The sequence below is a fragment of the Nonomuraea sp. NPDC049158 genome, from assembly GCF_040648335.1.
Taxonomy (GTDB): Bacteria; Actinomycetota; Actinomycetes; order Streptosporangiales; family Streptosporangiaceae; genus Nonomuraea.
In genome coordinates this window covers 513,326-529,242 of record NZ_JBEZDM010000003.1, presented here as the reverse complement: position 1 = coordinate 529,242, position 15,917 = coordinate 513,326, and the positions used below count along the sequence as shown (strand labels likewise).

Annotated in this window: 15 protein-coding genes; 2 read left to right on the top strand and 13 right to left on the bottom strand. The window is 71.2% G+C overall.

All coding sequences use genetic code 11. The features are described from left to right. Positions 1-3: 3 nt before the first annotated feature. Positions 4-1,563 carry a PucR family transcriptional regulator ligand-binding domain-containing protein gene (locus tag AB0B61_RS09945; protein ID WP_358430245.1) on the top strand — a complete coding sequence of 520 codons (1,560 nt, stop codon included), beginning with the start codon at positions 4-6 and terminating at the stop codon, positions 1,561-1,563. A gap of 20 nt (positions 1,564-1,583) precedes the next feature. Here AB0B61_RS09945 and AB0B61_RS09940 read toward each other — a convergent pair whose 3' ends face one another. Beyond that, positions 1,584-2,699 carry an NADH:flavin oxidoreductase gene (locus AB0B61_RS09940; RefSeq protein WP_358430242.1) on the bottom strand — a complete coding sequence of 372 codons (1,116 nt, stop codon included), beginning with the start codon at positions 2,697-2,699 and terminating at the stop codon, positions 1,584-1,586. Next, positions 2,696-3,301 (bottom strand): urea carboxylase-associated family protein, encoded by a 606-nt coding sequence (locus tag AB0B61_RS09935; protein ID WP_358430239.1) that lies wholly within the window; start codon positions 3,299-3,301, stop codon positions 2,696-2,698. The genes AB0B61_RS09940 and AB0B61_RS09935 overlap by 4 nt, the downstream gene beginning before the upstream one ends. 150 nt (positions 3,302-3,451) lie before the next feature. Here AB0B61_RS09935 and AB0B61_RS09930 point away from each other — a divergent pair, with 150 nt between their 5' ends. Further along, positions 3,452-3,928, top strand: coding sequence for a hypothetical protein (locus tag AB0B61_RS09930; protein WP_358430236.1), 477 nt, complete (start codon positions 3,452-3,454; stop codon positions 3,926-3,928). A 10-nt stretch (positions 3,929-3,938) separates the two neighbouring features. On the opposite strand, the gene AB0B61_RS09925 is transcribed toward AB0B61_RS09930, so the two are convergent. From AB0B61_RS09925 to AB0B61_RS09875, 11 genes are read right to left on the bottom strand one after another with little or no spacing between them, the layout of a single operon-like run. Continuing rightward, positions 3,939-5,195: a hypothetical protein gene (locus AB0B61_RS09925; protein WP_358430233.1), complete on the bottom strand. Its 1,257-nt coding sequence runs from the start codon at positions 5,193-5,195 to the stop codon at positions 3,939-3,941. A 9-nt stretch (positions 5,196-5,204) separates the two neighbouring features. Then, on the bottom strand, positions 5,205-6,536 hold the full coding sequence (locus AB0B61_RS09920) for an MFS transporter (RefSeq protein ID WP_358430230.1): 1,332 nt from the start codon (positions 6,534-6,536) through the stop codon (positions 5,205-5,207). Next, complete coding sequence (paaI, locus tag AB0B61_RS09915) at positions 6,533-6,946, bottom strand: hydroxyphenylacetyl-CoA thioesterase PaaI (protein ID WP_358430227.1); 414 nt, start codon at positions 6,944-6,946, stop codon at positions 6,533-6,535. The genes AB0B61_RS09920 and paaI overlap by 4 nt, the downstream gene beginning before the upstream one ends. A gap of 20 nt (positions 6,947-6,966) precedes the next feature. Continuing rightward, positions 6,967-7,815 carry an SDR family NAD(P)-dependent oxidoreductase gene (locus AB0B61_RS09910; protein WP_358430224.1) on the bottom strand — a complete coding sequence of 283 codons (849 nt, stop codon included), beginning with the start codon at positions 7,813-7,815 and terminating at the stop codon, positions 6,967-6,969. Beyond that, positions 7,812-9,065 carry an MFS transporter gene (locus AB0B61_RS09905; RefSeq protein ID WP_358430222.1) on the bottom strand — a complete coding sequence of 418 codons (1,254 nt, stop codon included), beginning with the start codon at positions 9,063-9,065 and terminating at the stop codon, positions 7,812-7,814. Before AB0B61_RS09905 ends, AB0B61_RS09910 begins: the two co-directional genes overlap by 4 nt. Further along, a complete protein-coding gene (locus tag AB0B61_RS09900; RefSeq protein ID WP_358430219.1) occupies positions 9,062-10,291 on the bottom strand; it encodes an AMP-binding protein in 1,230 nt (409 codons plus the stop codon). Before AB0B61_RS09900 ends, AB0B61_RS09905 begins: the two co-directional genes overlap by 4 nt. Then, positions 10,288-11,280 (bottom strand): hypothetical protein, encoded by a 993-nt coding sequence (locus tag AB0B61_RS09895; protein WP_358430217.1) that lies wholly within the window; start codon positions 11,278-11,280, stop codon positions 10,288-10,290. The genes AB0B61_RS09900 and AB0B61_RS09895 overlap by 4 nt, the downstream gene beginning before the upstream one ends. Continuing rightward, positions 11,277-12,647: a lysine 2,3-aminomutase gene (locus AB0B61_RS09890; RefSeq protein WP_358430215.1), complete on the bottom strand. Its 1,371-nt coding sequence runs from the start codon at positions 12,645-12,647 to the stop codon at positions 11,277-11,279. Before AB0B61_RS09890 ends, AB0B61_RS09895 begins: the two co-directional genes overlap by 4 nt. Continuing rightward, positions 12,644-14,344: a class I adenylate-forming enzyme family protein gene (locus AB0B61_RS09885; protein WP_358430212.1), complete on the bottom strand. Its 1,701-nt coding sequence runs from the start codon at positions 14,342-14,344 to the stop codon at positions 12,644-12,646. Before AB0B61_RS09885 ends, AB0B61_RS09890 begins: the two co-directional genes overlap by 4 nt. Then, the gene (locus AB0B61_RS09880; protein ID WP_358430209.1) at positions 14,337-15,677 is read right to left on the bottom strand and encodes an FAD-dependent oxidoreductase; all 1,341 of its coding nucleotides are present in this window, start codon (positions 15,675-15,677) and stop codon (positions 14,337-14,339) included. The genes AB0B61_RS09885 and AB0B61_RS09880 overlap by 8 nt, the downstream gene beginning before the upstream one ends. Next, on the bottom strand, positions 15,674-15,910 hold the full coding sequence (locus tag AB0B61_RS09875; protein ID WP_358430206.1) for a phosphopantetheine-binding protein: 237 nt from the start codon (positions 15,908-15,910) through the stop codon (positions 15,674-15,676). The genes AB0B61_RS09880 and AB0B61_RS09875 overlap by 4 nt, the downstream gene beginning before the upstream one ends. Between the last annotated feature and the right edge of the window lie 7 nt (positions 15,911-15,917).

Here is a 15,917-nt window from a genome sequence, read left to right as displayed (position 1 = left end):
AGCGTGTTCACGCTTCAAGCCTTGGTGGATCGCGCCTCACTCGAACTCCGTGTGCTGGCGCCGGGCCGGCCGGGCGCGCTGGACGAGCCTGTCACCTGGGTGCACAACACCGAGCTGCCCGACCCTTCGCACTACGTACGCGAAGGCGAGCTCGTACTGACGAACGGCCTGTGGCTCGACCAGGTGCCGCCGGAGCACTTCGTGCGGAACGTCATGAAGGCCAAGGCCGGCGGCATCGTGTTCGGCCTGCGGGCCGAGACGCCCGCCACTCCCCCGGAGCTCGTCGACGCCTGCCGCGAAGGGGAGCTGCCGCTGCTGGAGATCTCCATCGCGGTGCCGTTCACGGCGGTTTCGCAGGCCGTGGCCGACATGCTGACCGACGAACGCAAGCAGGCGCTGGTCGGCATGGTGCGCCGGGGAGACGCCCTGGCCACGGCGATCTCCCGGGGAGCCGGCGCCTCCGGCGTGCTCGACGTCCTGCGGCGTGACCATGACCTGCCGCTCGCGGTGGTCGACAGGATGGCGCGGTCGCTCGCGATGGCCGGCGCCGACCTCGGCACGGACCAGCTGCACGCCGTGGCCACGGGATTGGTCAAGAGGCCGCCGGCCCTGGAGGTGGATCTGGGGGACGCCGGGCGCGCGGCGCTGTTCCCGGTGGGTGCCGTCGGCGACCTCGACGCGGCGCTCATCTGCCTGCGCCCGTTGCGTGAGCTCGCCGCGAACGAGCGGGAGGCGCTGGAGCAGACGGCCCGGTTCCTCAGTCTGGAGGTGGCGAAGCAGCAGGCGGTCCAGGCGATCGAGATGCGCTTCGCCAGCGAGCTGCTGGAGATGATTCTGTCCGGAGGCCGGCGCTTCGCCGAGGTCCCTGACCGGCTGCGCGCCTTCGGCGTGGATCCGGGCGGTCCGCTGGCCGTCTGCGCCGTGGCGTTCGCGCTCGGCGAGACCGCGACGATGCACGGGCTCGCCGAGGTGATCGGGGAGTTCTTCGCGGCCGAAGGGGTGCCGGTCGTCGTCGCCGATGGCACGCAGGACGTCGTCGCCGTACTCCCCTGGCGCCATCCCGAGAGTGAGCTGCCGCTGCTCGCCGAGCGCCTGCTACGCGGCGTCGAACCGCGCTTCCCTGGCCTCCGCCCGGTCGCGGGCCTGGGCGGGCTCGCCGCCCATTCGGCCGAGCTGCGACCCCGGCTCCTGCAGTCCAGGGAGACCTGCCGCGTGCTGCGGCGGACCCGCACGGGACCTTCCGTACGGGCCTTCACCGAGTTGGGTACGCACCGGCTGCTCCTCGGATCGCTCGACGTGGAGACCCTGCGCCAGTTCTCCGGCGAGCTCCTCGGGCCGATGAAGGACCATGACGCGCGGCGTGGCGGTGAGCTCGAGCTGACGCTGCGGACCTACCTCGATCACGATGGGCAGTGGGCGGCGACTGCCGGAGCGTTGCATGTGCATGTCAACACGCTCCGCAACCGGCTGGCCAAGATCACCGAGCTCACCGGCAGAGACGTGGGGCGCACCGAGGATCGGGTGGATCTGTTCCTGGCGCTGACCATCGACGCGATGGACTGAGCTCGTCGCGCTGCCTGATCTCAAGCCGTCTGTCGCCACCGGCGGGCGTTGCTCAGTGTCGCCATCGGCTGGAGCATCTGGTGATCGAAGGCCGCCATGGGCAGCCCCTGGGCCAGGCGCCGTGGGAAGTCCGGGTTGGCGAGCGCGCCCCGGCCCAGGGTCAGCACGTCCGCGTGGCCGTCCTCCAGCAGCATGGCCGCCTGGTCGAGGTCGTGCATGCCGCCGTTGGCCAGCACGGGCAGCCCCGTCATCTTCCGGGCGAGGCCGGTGATCGTCATCCCTCCGTCCAGGGTCGCCGTCTCCACCCAATCCCGTCCTTCACTGGCGATGTGCAGGTAGCTCGCGCCCGCCCCGGCGAGCGCGGCGAAGATGGTCTCCGCGTCCCTGGAGCCGCCTGCCCATCGGTGCGTGAAGTCGTTGACCTTGCCCTGGGACAGCCGGATCCCCACGCAGAAGTCCGGGCCGAGCTCCGCGCGGATGGCGGAGACGATGTCGGCGGCCAGCCGTACCCGATGGGCGACCGTGCCGCCGTAGCGATCGTCGCGCTCGTTGGTGTAGTCCGTCAGGAACTGGTCCACGAGGTAGCCGTTGGCGCCGTGCACCTCGACCCCGTCGAAACCCGCCCGCCGGGCGCGGACGGCCGAGGCCACGAAACCGGCCACCACGCGGTCGATGTCCTCCTGGCTCATCGCGCGAGGTGTCGGCCATGGGCCGTGCCCGCCGTACTCGGGCATCTTCTCCCCACGTGGCGGGACGGCCGACGGCGCCACCGTCTCGTCGCGGTAGCGGTTGCCCTGCGACAGCGCGCCCGCGTGCATGAGCTGGAGGATCATCGACGCTCCGGCGTCGTGCACCTGGCTGACGATCTCCCGCCAGGCGGCCTCGTGGCCGTCGGTGACGATGCCCGGCTGGTTGGTGTACCCCTGGCTGTGCCAGGTGTCGGTGTAGGTTCCCTCGGTCACGACGAGGGAGAAGCCGCCCTGGGCGTACGCCCGGTAATAGTCGGCCATCTCGGCTGTCGGCGTGCCATCGGCGGCGGCGGACACCCTGGTCATGGGCGAGACCGCCAGCCGGTTGGCGAGGCTGAGCTCGCCGACGCGTTCCGGCCGTAGGGCGGGGTGCTGGACATCGTTCATCGTTCGCTCTCTCCTTGTGTGATCAGGTCGATCGCCAGCGGCGTCGGCCGGTGCCCGTTGATCCCGACCAGGTCCTGCGGGCACGCCGAGAGCACGAACACGCAGTCCATCGCCGCCTCGAACGTGATCGCGTCACCCGGGCGGCTGACCGAGCTCAGCCAGCTCAGCCGGCCGTCGTCCGCCACGGGAATCCGCATGAACACGTTGACGGGCTGCGGGATGCCCGGGCAGGCCAGGCCGAGCCGGGACAGGCTCTCGCCCAGGTTGTCCGCGCAGGAGGCATGGAACCCGGGCACGCCCAGAGCGCGATAGCGCGCCGGGTCGCAGGCCGCGATGAGCATGTCATGCCGGCCGGGCGAGGTGTCCGCCACCAGGGTGAGGATGGGCCTGCGCCGGTCGGTGACGAACTGCTCGCCGACCAGCGGGAACAGGCGGCTGATGGCGGCCCGCGTGTGCGACGCGCTGAGGTGCTCGCTCACGTCGTCCGCGGCGAACGCGAACACGTCACCGACCTGACCTCCGTCAAGATCGGTGACGCGCACACGCTGACCGGTACTGACCTTTACCGCCCGCCCTTCGCCGGCGGGCACGATGACTCGCATGCCGACAGCCAAGCAGCCGGGAGACGGGCCTGACCATGGAGATTGCTACCGCATTCAATCCCTATGGTGGATGAATCTCCATATTAGGAGCGTTCGTCCATGACCTGCGGGACCTTCCCCGTACGCTGACGCGTGATCTTATCCACTGTCTTGACCGCGACCCTGCTGGCCGTCCTGTTGCCCGGAGCGCCGACGGAGTCGGCGAAGGGGCCACGCCTGTTCCGTAACGTCGACTCCGGCCTGTGCCTGACCTACGGCACCTATGTGCCGACCGGCAAGACCATCGCCGCCGCCGGAAACTGCGACCCCCACTCCAAGTACATGTTGTGGAAGCGCACCGCCCGCTCCCAGTTCGCCACCGGCTCGATGTGCCTCGGCCGGCCGACCGGTCCGGCCGACGAGAAGAAGGTCCTCGCAGGGCGATGCGCGAACGACGCCAAGGGACAACGGCTGACCTTCACCAAACTCGGCACCGAGGCCGACGGCGACCACTACATGGTGAACTGGCAGGGCGCCGCGCCAGGATTCTGCCTGGCCGCGAACTACAAGGGTCAGGTCTTCCCCAACCCCTGCCAGCGCGTGGGCGGGAACACGACCTGGGTGATCGTCCGCTTCGCCATGGACTGACCTTCCCGGGTCAGGACCCGAGGCGTTCGTCGACCACCTGCAGGACCTTCCCCGTACGGGGATGCAGCGCCAGCTCCGAAGGCCGTACCCATTCGACCGTCAGCGGATGGACGCCCCCTTCCTCCACCGTCTGGGGGTACAGCGGCCTGGCCGCGTACACCGCGTCGATGAGCCGCTGCGTCAGCTCGGGCGGCGGCTCCTCGGTGCAGGCCAGGCGCAGCGTCAGCCCGTCCTTGCCGTTCCAGCGGCGCTGCACCATCTGCATCCCCGACATGGCCCGGCTCGGGTCCGCCGCGATGAGGACCGCGCGGATGGCCTCCGTCGACATCGACACCGTCTCCACCCTGGCGCCCTCGGCCGACCTGCCGAGCAGCCGGAATCCGCGGCAGTCCGCGTCGGTCCACTCCGCCAGGTCGCCGGCCGGATAGCGGATGATCGGCATCAGCGTCCTGAACAGATTGGTGACGATCACCCGGCCGGGTACGCCGGGCACGGTGATCGGCTCGCCGGTCGAGTCGTCGATCAGCTCCACCAGGGTGCGGTTGGCGAAGGCCTCGTGCACGCGTACGTCGTCGCCCGGCACCGGGCCGCCGACCAGCCCGGCGTCCACCGAGGCGTATCCGAGCGAGGCGATCGTGGCCCGGGGAAACGCCTTGGCCAGCTGGGGACGCAGGTCGTCGAAGAGGAAGTCGCCGGCGAACAGCAGCAGCTCCACCGTGTCGGCCGCCTGCCCACGGGCGGTCACCGCGTCGGCCACGGTGGCGAGCTTCATCGGCGGGCCCGCCAGCACGTCGACGCCGAAGTACGCGATCAGGTCGGCGACGGAGTCGTCGGAGGCGTGGCAGGCGATGGGCAGCCGGACGTTCTCCACCGGGGCGTTGTGCAGCGCGTGCTCGATGTAGAGGAAGCCCCCGTACATCTCGCCGGCCGAGAACAGGTTCGCCACCCGGTGCCCCGGCTTCAACCCCGCCCGGACCATGCCCGCGCCGAACGCGGTCACCGAGTCGGCGTGCTCCGTGCGGGTCCACGGGGAGAACTTCGGCGCGCCGGTGGTGCCGCCGGAGGTGTACACGCCGGCGTCGGTCAGCGGGCCGGTCAGCAGCCGGTTGTCCGGGTAGACGTTCGCGGCCCAGAAGGCCGTCTGGTCGATGATCGGCAACTGGGTGAGGTCGGAGGCGCCGTCGGGCACGTCGCGGTACGCCTCCGCGTAGAAGGGCGAGTGGCGGCGGGCGAAGTCGACCAGGTCACGCAGGGATTTGGCGGGCATGTGTCTCTCCTAGATTCGGCTGTGGGCCAGATTGGGGACCCTGGTCAGCACCCTGCGGCGGTAGAACCACCAGTTCGTCGCCAGGAAAACGGCGTAACCGCCGACGAACACGTACAGCGCCAGGTCGATGGACCCGGTCTGCCCGAGTGACATGGCGAATCCCCGCGGGATGAGGAACCCGCCGAACGCGCCGATCGACGAGGCGATGCCGATGGCCGCCGCGGCCTCCCGCCTGGCGCGCAGCCGGGCGTCCGGCTCGCCGTGCTCCGCCTGGGCGGTGAAGATTGCCGGAATCATCCGGTACGTGGACCCGTTGCCGATCCCCGAGGCGGTGAACAGCAGCATGAACGCCCCGAGGAAGAGCGGGAACCCGTGCTGCCTGAGCCCCGCGAGCGCCCCGACGACCCCCACCGCCATGGCCATGAAGGACCACGCGGTGACCCTGGCCCCGCCGTACCTGTCGGCCAGCCACCCGCCGACCGGCCGCGACAGCGAGCCGACCAGGGGACCGAGGAAGGCGAAGTACGGCGACGCGGACTCGGCGAACGTCGCTTTGACGACCAGCGGGAACGCCGCCGAATAGCCGATGAAGGAGCCGAAGGTGCCGATGTAGAGGAAGGACATGACCCAGGTGTGCTTGCGCAGGAACGCCTTCCCCTGGGTGCCGAAGTCGGTCTTCGCCACGGCCAGGTTGTCCATGAAGAAGTACGCGCACAGCGCGGCGGCCACGATCGGCACGACCCACACCAGACCGGCGTACACCAGGCCGGCCGTCGCCACGAGCGGGATCAGCGCCTGCACCACGGCCACTCCCAGGTTGCCGCCGGCCGCGTTCACGCCCAGCGCGAACCCCTTGCGCCGCTCGGGATAGAAGTAGGAGACGTTGGCCATGGAGGAGGCGAAGTTCCCGCCGCCGAACCCGGCCGCCGCCGCGGCGACCAGGAACATCCAGTACGGGTGCGCCGTGTCCGTGGTCAGCCAGGCGAGCAGCCCTACCGGCACCAGGAGCAGCAGCGCGCTGGCCACATTCCAGTTGCGGCCGCCGAAGGCCGAGACCGCGAACGTGTACGGCAGCCGCAGCGTGGACCCGACCAGATTCGGCACCGCCACCAGCCAGAAGAGCTGGTCGACGGTGAAGGGGAACCCCGCTTTGGGGAGGATGACGACGATCGCGCTCCACAGCAGCCAGATCGCGAAGCCTAGATGCTCCACGAAAATGGAGAAGACCAGGTTCCTGGTGGCGACGCGGCGCCCGGTGGCCGCCCAGAACGTGGGGTCCTCCGGCTCCCAGTGATCGATCCAGCGCCCGGTCCGCCGGGTCGCCGGCTGCTGCCCGCTCATGAATGCTTCCCTTCGTCGGCTTGCCTGGTCTCATCGGGCCGGCCGGAGACCGTCACGCTCTGGCCGCGGAACTCCGCGACGATCTCGCCGGCCGGGCGACGTACGGTCACGTCGTAGACGCCGTTCCTGCCGTACCTGACGCGCTCCGTGGCCTCGGCGACCAGCTCGTCACCGGCCGCGGCCGGGCGCAGGAACGTCACCTGCGCGCTGTGCGCCAGCGTGACGCGGCCATAGCTGTTGCAGGCGTACGCGAAAGCGGCGTCGGCGAGCAGGAACAGGTAGCCGCCATGGGCGATGCCGTGGCCGTTCACCATCTCGTCGGTGATCCGCATCCGCAGCCGCGCCCGTCCGGCTGCCACCTCCTCCAGCGCGATGCCGAGCGAGCGGCAGGCCGGGTCCTCAGTGGTCATACCGTTCATGCCGCGGCCCTTCATACCGTTGCTCCGATCCAGGTCCTGGCCTGCGCCTGGACGGCCGACCCGTCCGGATCGGCGAGCTTGCGCGCCAGGTACGCCGCCACCCACTCGCTGGTGGGGACCCGGAACGGCGGCTCGTCCTCGCTCAGCGCGCGCACCACCACCTCGGCCACCTCCCACTTGGACTGGCCGGCTCCCTCCCAGCCCGCGCCGCGCACCCAGTCGAGGTAGCCGTCGAACGTCCGCGCGTACGGCCCCGAGGCCGCGCGGATGGTCCCCCGGTTGATGTCCGGAAAAATCCCGAACTCGGTGTCTGGGACGAAGCCGGGCACGACCACGCTGACCCGCACCCCGTGCGCCGCCGCGACCGGAGCCAGGCTCTCCATGAACCCTTCGACGGCGCACTTCGCCGCCGCGTACGCCTCGTTGAACGGCTGCCCGACGACGCCGTGCACGCTGCCGATGGTCAGCAGGCGGCCACGGGCGGCGCGCAGCAGCGGCATCGCCACCCGGCTCACGGCGATGACGCCGAAGAAGTTCACCTCCAGGTTGGCCCGCAGCGCCTCCATGGTGGACATCTCCATCGTCGGGTCGAAGTTGGAGACGCCGGCGTTGTTGACCACCGCGTCCAGCCGCCCGTACTCCTCCCGCACGCCCTGGAGGCACGAGTCGATCGACGCGGCGTCGGTGACGTCCAGGCGGCGGATGTCCAGCGTGACCCCGGCCTGGTCGGCCACCTCGCGCAGCGCGCCGTCCTTGCCCGGGTCGCGCATCGTGGCCACCACGGTGAACCCGGCCCTGGCGGCGGTGACCGCGGTCGCCAGGCCGATGCCGGAGGACGTACCGGTGATCAGCACGGTCATGCCGGGCTCTCCTCAAGGTTCTTGGCGCGATTCATCAGCGGCTGGATCCCCACCGCGGGCAGGAAGGAGAAGGCGGCCAGCAGCGTGCCGGCGACCATGACCACCTTGGCCGCGTCGAGCACGCCCAGGCTGCCGGTCAGCAGGGTGACCGCCGTGCCGCCGACGAGCGCGGCCAGCGGGATCACTCCCCACGTCACGGTGCGGAAGGCCGCGTGCATCACGCCCTGGTTCTGGGCCGTCATCCGCGACTGGCGGATCGGGGCACTGCAGACGTTGATGCACGACATGAAGAAGCCGTAGCAGCCGAACGTCACGCCGATCACGAGTGCGGCGGGCAGCGCGGGCGCGGCGAGGATGCCCAGGCCGACCAGGCAGTGCAGCAGCAGTCCCCAGGCCATGGTCCGGCCGAGGCCCAGCCGGTCACTGATCTTGGGCGCGACGAGCGCGCCGATCACCGCGCCGCCCGCCCCGGCCGACATCGCCGCCCCGAACACACCCACCGAGATGCCCAGGCCCTGGTAGGCCAGCACCGGCAGGACCGTGACGAAGATCGGGCCGCCCGAGTTCAGGGTGACGGCCGCCACGACCACCCGGCGCAGCACCGGATCGGCCCAGTTCAGCCGGAACCCCAGCACCAGCCGCGACCACACGGAACCCTGCTGGACCGCCTTGACCCCCCAGGGCCGCATGGCGCGGAAGCACGCCGCCGAAACCAGATAGCTGGCCGCGTCGACGAGCAGCGCCGCCACCCCGAGCACGTGGTACAGGCCCGCGGCGATCGACGGCCCGGCCAGCTCGGACACCGTGCTGCTGCCCTCAAGGCGCGAGTACGCCCGCACCAGCTTGTCCTCCGGCACCGTGGTGGGCACGGCGACGAGGTAGCCGACGTTGAAGAAGATCGTCGCGCCGCTGACCAGCGCCACGCAGACGAACAGCAACGGCGTCGACAGCACGCCGAACCAGTAGGCCACGGGGATCACCGTCACCGCCACCAGCCGTACGACGTCGCACATCAGCATGGTCAGGCGCTTGTCCCACCGGTCGACCAGCACCCCGGCGACCGGGCCCAGCACGGGGATGCCGAGGTACTGGGCCATGGCCACGACGCCCACCTCGAACGCGGAGGCGTGCAGCACGAAGATCATCAGGGTCGGGACCACGAACACCGTGACGCGGTCGCCGACGAGGCTCACCGTCTGGCCGCCCCAGTACAGGTTGAACTGCCTGCCCAGGGACTCCGGTAACCTCACGGCTCCTCCCGTACGACGAAGCCGGCGGTCTTGCCGGTGCGCTCGTTGCTGATCAGCGCGTCGACGGCCGTGACCCGGAAGGCGTGCGGGTCGTGCTGGAAGGCCGTGCTGATCGTGAACGTCGCGGACATGAGCTCCGCGCGCAGCCGTTCGGGCAGGTCCGGCGGCGCGTCCGCGTCGGTCAGCAGCAGCACGTCCACCGCCGAGACCCGGCCCCGCTGCTCGGTGATGAGGATCTGCGCCCGGGAGACGCCCGGCTCGCGCTCCGCCTGGGCGACGATGTCGTCCACGTGCAGCCCCAGCCCGCGTACCTGCACCACCGAGTCACGGCGGCCCAGCACCCGCAACGCCCGGTCCTCCCGGCCGCACTCACAGGTGACGAAGCGGCCGGCGTCGCCGGTGCGGTAGCGCAGCACCGGGTTGAGCATGTCCGGGTCGAGCGTGGTGAAGTCGAGCAGCTCGTCGGCGTCGGCGTGCACGAGCTGCGCGGGCAGCGGGTGGAAGACGTCCGCCGGGCACTGCGGGGTGTTGGTGCCGATCACCCAGGTCTCCGTGCTGCCGAACATGCCCCAGCGGCGCGCGTCCGGCGCCACCACGGCCATGTCCTCGTCGAGCTGGGGGTGCCATGCCTCGCCGAGCCAGAGCACCTTGCGCAGCGCGGGCAGGCGCACGCCAGCGGCCCGCGCGTGCGCGAACCACAGCCGCAGCACGCTGGGGGTGCCGCCGAACGCGGTCACGCCCTGGGCGGCGAAGAACGACAGCCAGTCGCCGTACTCCTCCTTCGTCACCGAGCCCAGCGCGATGACCCGGCAGCCGGACAGGTCGGCGAAGGCCCCGGCCAGGAAGTGGGCGCCCCACATGCGGCCGGCGCCCCAGCCGTTGACGAAGACGTCGTCCGGCTCCAGCGGGCGCCACTGCTCGTACACGCCGGCCATGTAGAACCCGGTGGGGGCGTAGCCGACCTTGGGCGCGCCGGTGCTGCCGCCGCTCTGGAACAGCCAGGTGGCGCCCTGCTCGGCCTTGGGCGTCAGGTGTGCCAGCGCCACGTTCAGGTCGTCCTTCACCAGCGGCGGAAGCGCGGCGACGTCCTCCAGCGTGAGCAGCTTGTCGCAGCCGGCGTAGCGCGGCGCGAGCGCGGGGACGGTCTTGAGCCGCTCCAGGGCTCGGCGCGGGACGCGCAGATGCGGCTCGGCCGCCTCGGGCGACAGCGAGAACGATTCGGTCATTTCTTCACCTGACTTTCGGTCAGCCAGCGGGTGTGGGCGTCGCGGTAGGCCGTCCAGCGGGCCCGGGTGACCTCGCGCTGAAGCGTGCGGTGTGGGTCGCCGTAGTCCGGGGCGATCACACCGTCGGGTTCGAGCTCGGAGAACCAGTACCGCTCGCCGTCGTACAGGAAGTCGACGCAGAAGAAGGGGATGGGCAGCTTCTCGTAGAAGTACGCCGTCGCCTCGGCCAGCTCGGGCGGGACCGGCGGGAACTCCATCGCGCCGCCCCGGCTGGCGTTGGCGACCGGCGAGCCGGGCTCGGGGATCCGCTTCATCACGGCGTACGGCTCGCCGTCGACGACGTAGACCCGGTAGTCGACCGTGCCGTCGCCCAGGTAGGGCTGGATCACCAGCGTGGTGTCGCCGCCCTGCGCGAGGCTGGCCAGGCCGCGGATCTCCTCGGCGTCGCGGGCCAGGTTCACCCCGCCGCCGCCGCACCAGCCGGACGGCTTGACGATGGCCGGGTAGGTCAGGTTCGCCAGCGCCACCTCGTACAGGTGCTTGCTGGTGTCCCGGCCGGTTCCGATGCGGAGGGTGGGCACCGGCGGGATGGGCGAATCGTGCAGGTAGAGGACCGTGGCCAGCTTGTCGTTGGCGATGGGCGACAGGCTCGGCGGGAAGGACAGGTAGAAGCCGGCCTGCTCCAGCACGGCGTACAGGGCGTACTGGTTGAAGACGTCCATGGACTGGTAGGGCAGCGAGTACAACGCGGTGATGAAGAGCGTGTCCTCCGGGGTGACGAGTTCGTCGTCCACGTAGACGCGCGGTTTGCCGGTCTCCAGGCCGTCGACCGTCACCGCGTCCGGGGCATGCCGGCACCAGCTCAGGCCGAGCTCGGCGGCCACCTCGGCGTAGAGGTCCCAGAAGAAGGGGTGCCACATCGCGGTGCCCCGGGTGGACTCGCGATCGGGGAAGATCCAGCACATGCGGCGCAGCGTGCTCGGGGTCATGGTCGTCCCTCTCCGTCGGCCCACCAGCGGCGGCCCGGCTCGGGCAAGGTGTCGATCGGGTCGTAGAAGGGGAACAGGCGGTCCTCGACCGGCTGGAGCCCGATCCCGTGGTTCTGGGCCCAGTACGAGATGCCGCGCTCCCGGTCGTACTCCACCACCTGGTGCACCCAGCGCTTGCCGACGTACGGCACGTCGCACACGAGCCGCGGCGTCGCGTAGCCGGGCAGGTAGCCCATGATGGCTTCCTGCAGCCGCTGGGCCTGGTGGACCGGGATCCGCCAGTGTTCCGCGTTGGGGATCAGGTCGCAGAGGTAGAAGTAGTAGGGCAGGATTCCGGCCTCGCCCTGCAGCGCGAAACAGAGGTCCAGCAGGTCTTCCGTGGTCGTGTTCACGCCCCGCAGGAGCACGCCCTGGTTGCGCACGTCCCGTACACCCGCCTCGAACATGGCCCGGGCCGCCTCGGCGACCAGCGGCGTCACCGACCGCGCGTGGTTGGCGTGGGTGTGGATGGCCAGGTTCACGCCGCGGGCGCGGGCGACGGCGGCCACCCGGCCCATCCCCTCGACCACGCGGGGCTGCAGCCAGTGCTGGGGCAGGCCGATCAGCGCCTTGCTGGCCAGGCGGACGTCCCGGATGGACTCCAGCTCCAGCAGCCGCATCAGGAACGCCTCCAGCCTCGGCCACGGCAGGTTGGCCACGTCGCCGCCGGAGACCACCACGTCGCGTACGCCGGGCGTGCGCTTGAGGTAGTCCAGCATCAGCTCCTGCCGGTCCACGGGTTTGAGCGCGAGCCGGGCCTTGACGACCTGCGGCGTCGAGGTGCCGACCAGGTCCATCCGGGTGCAGTGCCCGCAGTACTGCGGGCAGGTGGACAGCAGTTCGGCCAGCACCTTCGTCGGGTAGCGGTGGGTCAGCCCCTCCACCACCCACATCTCGGCCTCGTGCAGCGAGTCGCGGCGGGCGCGCGGATGGCTGGGCCAGACCGGATGCCGGTCGGAGCGGACCGGCAGCAGGTAGCGGCGGACCGGGTCCGCCAGGAAGGCCCGGGTGAACGCGTCCGGATCGCTCACGGCGTCCGGCGCCATCACGTTGAGCAACTGGGGTGTGATCAGCATGGACATGGTCGCGAACCGGGCGACGTCGGCCGCCAGGTCGGCGTAGAAGGAGCCCCGGAGCAGGTCGCCCACCACCGCGCGCAACTGCCCGGCGTTCTTCACGCAGTGGGCGCGCTGCCACTGGGCATCGCGCCACTGCGCGTCGGTGACGCCGCGCCAGCCCGGCAGCCGCCGCCAGTCCGGCTCGACGAGCGGACGGCGCACATAGGTGTACGGGCCGCGGGCGACGTCGGCGTTCATCTGATGGCTCATCCGGTGAACAGCACCGCGTGGCGGGTACGGAGCTCGCGCTTGAGCACCTTGCCCGTGGGGCCGAGCGGATAGTCCTCGTCCGTCCGCGCGATGATCACGGTGGCGAGCGTGGCCAGACCGGCGTCGGCGAGGGCCTTGTTCGCCTTGTCCATGACCTCGTCGGCGGTGGCGTCTGCGGCGCCGGCCTGCAGCCGCACCACGGCGATCGGGCGCTGCCCCTCCCCCGCCTTGCCGGGCACGCCGACGACCGAGCAGTCCTGGACGAGGTCCGCGCAGTCGGCGATGAGGATCTCCTCGATGGGCAGGCTGTAGACCGGCCCCGTCGCGGTGTCGATGACATCCACGGTGCGGTCGAGGTGGTAGAAATTGCCCTCGCTGTCCCGGCGCGCCACATCCCCGGTCAGCCAGTAGCCGTTGAGCTCGAAGCTGCTGGTCAGCCTCGGGTCGTTCCAGTAGCCCGGCGTACGCGAGGGGGTGATCACGGCCAGCAGGCCGACGGTGCCGTCGGGCACCTCCTCGCCGTTCTCGTCCAGCACCGCGGCCTTGATCACCGCGTCCTGCGCCTTGCCCACGCACCGGTCGTCGCGCGGCGTTTCCGGCGCGGTCACCTGGCCGAAGAGCGCCATCCCCATCTCCGAGGAGCCGAGCCCGTCGACGAACTGGGAGCCGGGCAGCGGCTCGCCGGCGTCGCCCTCCGGGAGCAGCCACGACTTGATCAGTCCGGCGGGCCGCTCGCCGAGCTCGACCAGCCGCCTGATGTGCCCGTAGTGGGCGCTGTCTCCGGTGTTGAACCAGGAGTGGACCTTCGCCGCCCCCTTGACCGGGAGCTCACCGGTGGCCAGCTCCACGAACGTCCGGGGGAAGGAGGCCACCATGGTCGGCTGGAACGCCTCCATCACCGGCTCCACGCCCGTGCGCCGCCAGTCCGCCATGACCACGGTCGGCAGTCCGAGCAGCACCGCCGTGAGGAAGTAGCTGAGCCCGCCGGCGTGGGTGTGCGGCATGAGCGACATCAGCCGGTCGTAGGGCTCGGCGGGGAAGCGCAGCATCCTCGGCTGCTTGCCGTCCCAGAAGCTGCGATGCCCGAGCGTCGTCGACTTCGGGGTGCCGGTGGTGCCGGAGGAGTGGATCAACGCCACGATGTCGTCGGGAGCGTGCTGGTAGGGGTACTCCTCCGGTAACCGGCCGGAGTCGGCGTCGTAGGCCCGCACCTCGGCGGCCAGGGCGACGAACCTGGGCCTGGTCTGCGGGGCGTTGCGGTAGGCCATCTGCAGCCTGGTCGTGTCGTCGGCGACGACGCCGACGACGCCCACGTGGTCGAGGTAGCGGACCATGATGTCGGCCCGCATCGCGTCATTGATCATCGTCGGGATGGCGCCGAGCGCCGTGAGCGCCAGGAAGTGGAGCAGCGGTTCGAGCCCTTCGGCCACCACGATGCCCACCGGCTCGCCGGGCCGCACGCCGTTGGCCCAGTACCACTTGGCGTACCGGTCGCGCAGCGCCGCGAGGTCGAGCAGGCTGTGGCCGCGCAGCACCACCCCGCCACGGTGGTCGTTGTGGTGGCTGTAGACGAACGGCACCGCCCGGTTCGGGTTGGCCGCCAGGGCGTGGTCGAGGAAGTTGCCCGCGCCCAGGCCGGGCTCGGTCATGAATCCCTGCCGGACGGCCAGGGGGGCGATGGACGTGCTGTCAGTCATGGATGTCCCTCCATCGGTACGTCGCGCTTGTCTCCGCGGCCACCCGGTGCCCCGATCGGATGGCGCCTTCCATCAGTCCGAAGAACTCCGTGCTCGTCTCGGTGCCGGCCCAGTGCACCCGTCGGTGGGGGGCCGTCAGCCGCGGGCCGAGCCGCGGCCAGTCGCCCGGCCCGAACAGCGCCGCGTAACAGCCCCGGCTGTAGCGCTCGTGGACCCAGTCGGTGACGTGGCAGCCGATCGGCTCCGGCAGCCCGGGGAACAGCCGCGCGGCCTGGGCGACCGCCTGCTCGCGCTGCTCGGCGGCGGGCAGCGCCGCGTACCTGTGCGCCTCCCTGCCGGTCACGAATCCGGTCAGCACGCCCACCTCGCCGTCGGCGGGCGAGTCGTCCACGGTGGACAGCAAGGGGCCGCGCGCGTTGACCGACCAGCCGGACAGCCCCTGCTCCCGCCAGGCGGGCGTCGGATACACCAGGTGGACCTTCACCGCGCAGCCTGGCGCCGTACGCTCGCCGGAGCGGGTCGCGGGCAGGCCGGGCCGGTGGTCGATCGCGTCGGCGAGCGACGGCGGCACCGCGACAATCGCGGCCTGGGCCCGTACCGATCCGGTCGCGGCGATGACGGTCACGCCGTCGCCGTCCTGGTGGATCGCGCGCACCGGCTCGCCGAGCCGCACCCGGTCGCCCAGCCGGGCGGCCAGCCGCCGGCACACCTGGTGCGCGCCGCCGTCGATCCGGTCCTCCTGCGCGCCGCCCGCGAAGGCGTTCAGGTAGCGGATCCCGCCGCCCGAGCGCAGGTAGAAGGCCATGTGCAGGACGGACACGTCCGCCGGGTCGGCGGCCATCATCTCGCCGAGGAACAGCGGGAAGAACAGCCGCGCGTCCGGGTGACGCAGGTGCTCGCGCGCCCATTCGGCCGCGGTCAGCGCGTCCAGCCGGGCGGCGTGCGCGGACAGCCAGGGGGCGTCCGCGCGCACCCCGCGGTCCAGCTCGTCCAGCGCGTCGAACAGCTCGCCGAGCGCGACCGCCGACAGCGGCGGGAACCGGCCGACCCTGGTCTGGCCCTCACCACTGAGCGCGAATCGGCTCGCGCCGGTCATGGTGGTCGGGGTGGTCTTCAGGTCCAGCTCGGCCAGCAGGGCGGTCAGGGCGGTGTGCCGGTCTCCCAGGTACGCGGCGCCCGCGTCCACCCAGACGCCCGGGGCGACCTCGATGCCGTGCGTGCGGCCGCCGACCCGCTCGCGTGCCTCGAGGACGGTGACCTCGACGCCGCTTGCCGCGAGGTCGGTGGCGGCGGTGAGCCCGGCCAGGCCGGCTCCCACGACGACGACGCTCATGCGGGGCTCGCACTCTGGTCGGCGCTCGCGATCTTCTTGGCGAGGGCGCTCGGGGTCGGCGCGTCGAGGAAGTCGTCGAAATCCAGTTCAACGCCGCTGGTACGGGCGATCGCGCTCAGGACACGGGTGGCGAGCAGCGAATCCCCGCCCATGACGAAAAAGTCTGAGTCCGCGCTGACTTCCGGGTTCTCCAGGACACGCTGAAATACCGCCGAGACGGCGTTGACATTCACGGAATGG

What these genes read in the sequence shown, in the direction of transcription:
- AB0B61_RS09885 (WP_358430212.1), bottom strand. Translation starts at nt 14,344, where the DNA reads ATGACTGACAGCACGTCCATCGCCCCCCTGGCCGTCCGGCAGGGATTC.
- AB0B61_RS09895 (WP_358430217.1), bottom strand. Translation starts at nt 11,280, where the DNA reads ATGACCCCGAGCACGCTGCGCCGCATGTGCTGGATCTTCCCCGATCGC.
- AB0B61_RS09935 (WP_358430239.1), bottom strand. Translation starts at nt 3,301, where the DNA reads ATGCGAGTCATCGTGCCCGCCGGCGAAGGGCGGGCGGTAAAGGTCAGT.
- paaI (WP_358430227.1), bottom strand. Translation starts at nt 6,946, where the DNA reads ATGACCACTGAGGACCCGGCCTGCCGCTCGCTCGGCATCGCGCTGGAG.
- AB0B61_RS09910 (WP_358430224.1), bottom strand. Translation starts at nt 7,815, where the DNA reads ATGACCGTGCTGATCACCGGTACGTCCTCCGGCATCGGCCTGGCGACC.
- AB0B61_RS09925 (WP_358430233.1), bottom strand. Translation starts at nt 5,195, where the DNA reads ATGCCCGCCAAATCCCTGCGTGACCTGGTCGACTTCGCCCGCCGCCAC.
- AB0B61_RS09900 (WP_358430219.1), bottom strand. Translation starts at nt 10,291, where the DNA reads ATGACCGAATCGTTCTCGCTGTCGCCCGAGGCGGCCGAGCCGCATCTG.
- AB0B61_RS09920 (WP_358430230.1), bottom strand. Translation starts at nt 6,536, where the DNA reads ATGAGCGGGCAGCAGCCGGCGACCCGGCGGACCGGGCGCTGGATCGAT.
- AB0B61_RS09890 (WP_358430215.1), bottom strand. Translation starts at nt 12,647, where the DNA reads ATGAGCCATCAGATGAACGCCGACGTCGCCCGCGGCCCGTACACCTAT.
- AB0B61_RS09880 (WP_358430209.1), bottom strand. Translation starts at nt 15,677, where the DNA reads ATGAGCGTCGTCGTCGTGGGAGCCGGCCTGGCCGGGCTCACCGCCGCC.
- AB0B61_RS09940 (WP_358430242.1), bottom strand. Translation starts at nt 2,699, where the DNA reads ATGAACGATGTCCAGCACCCCGCCCTACGGCCGGAACGCGTCGGCGAG.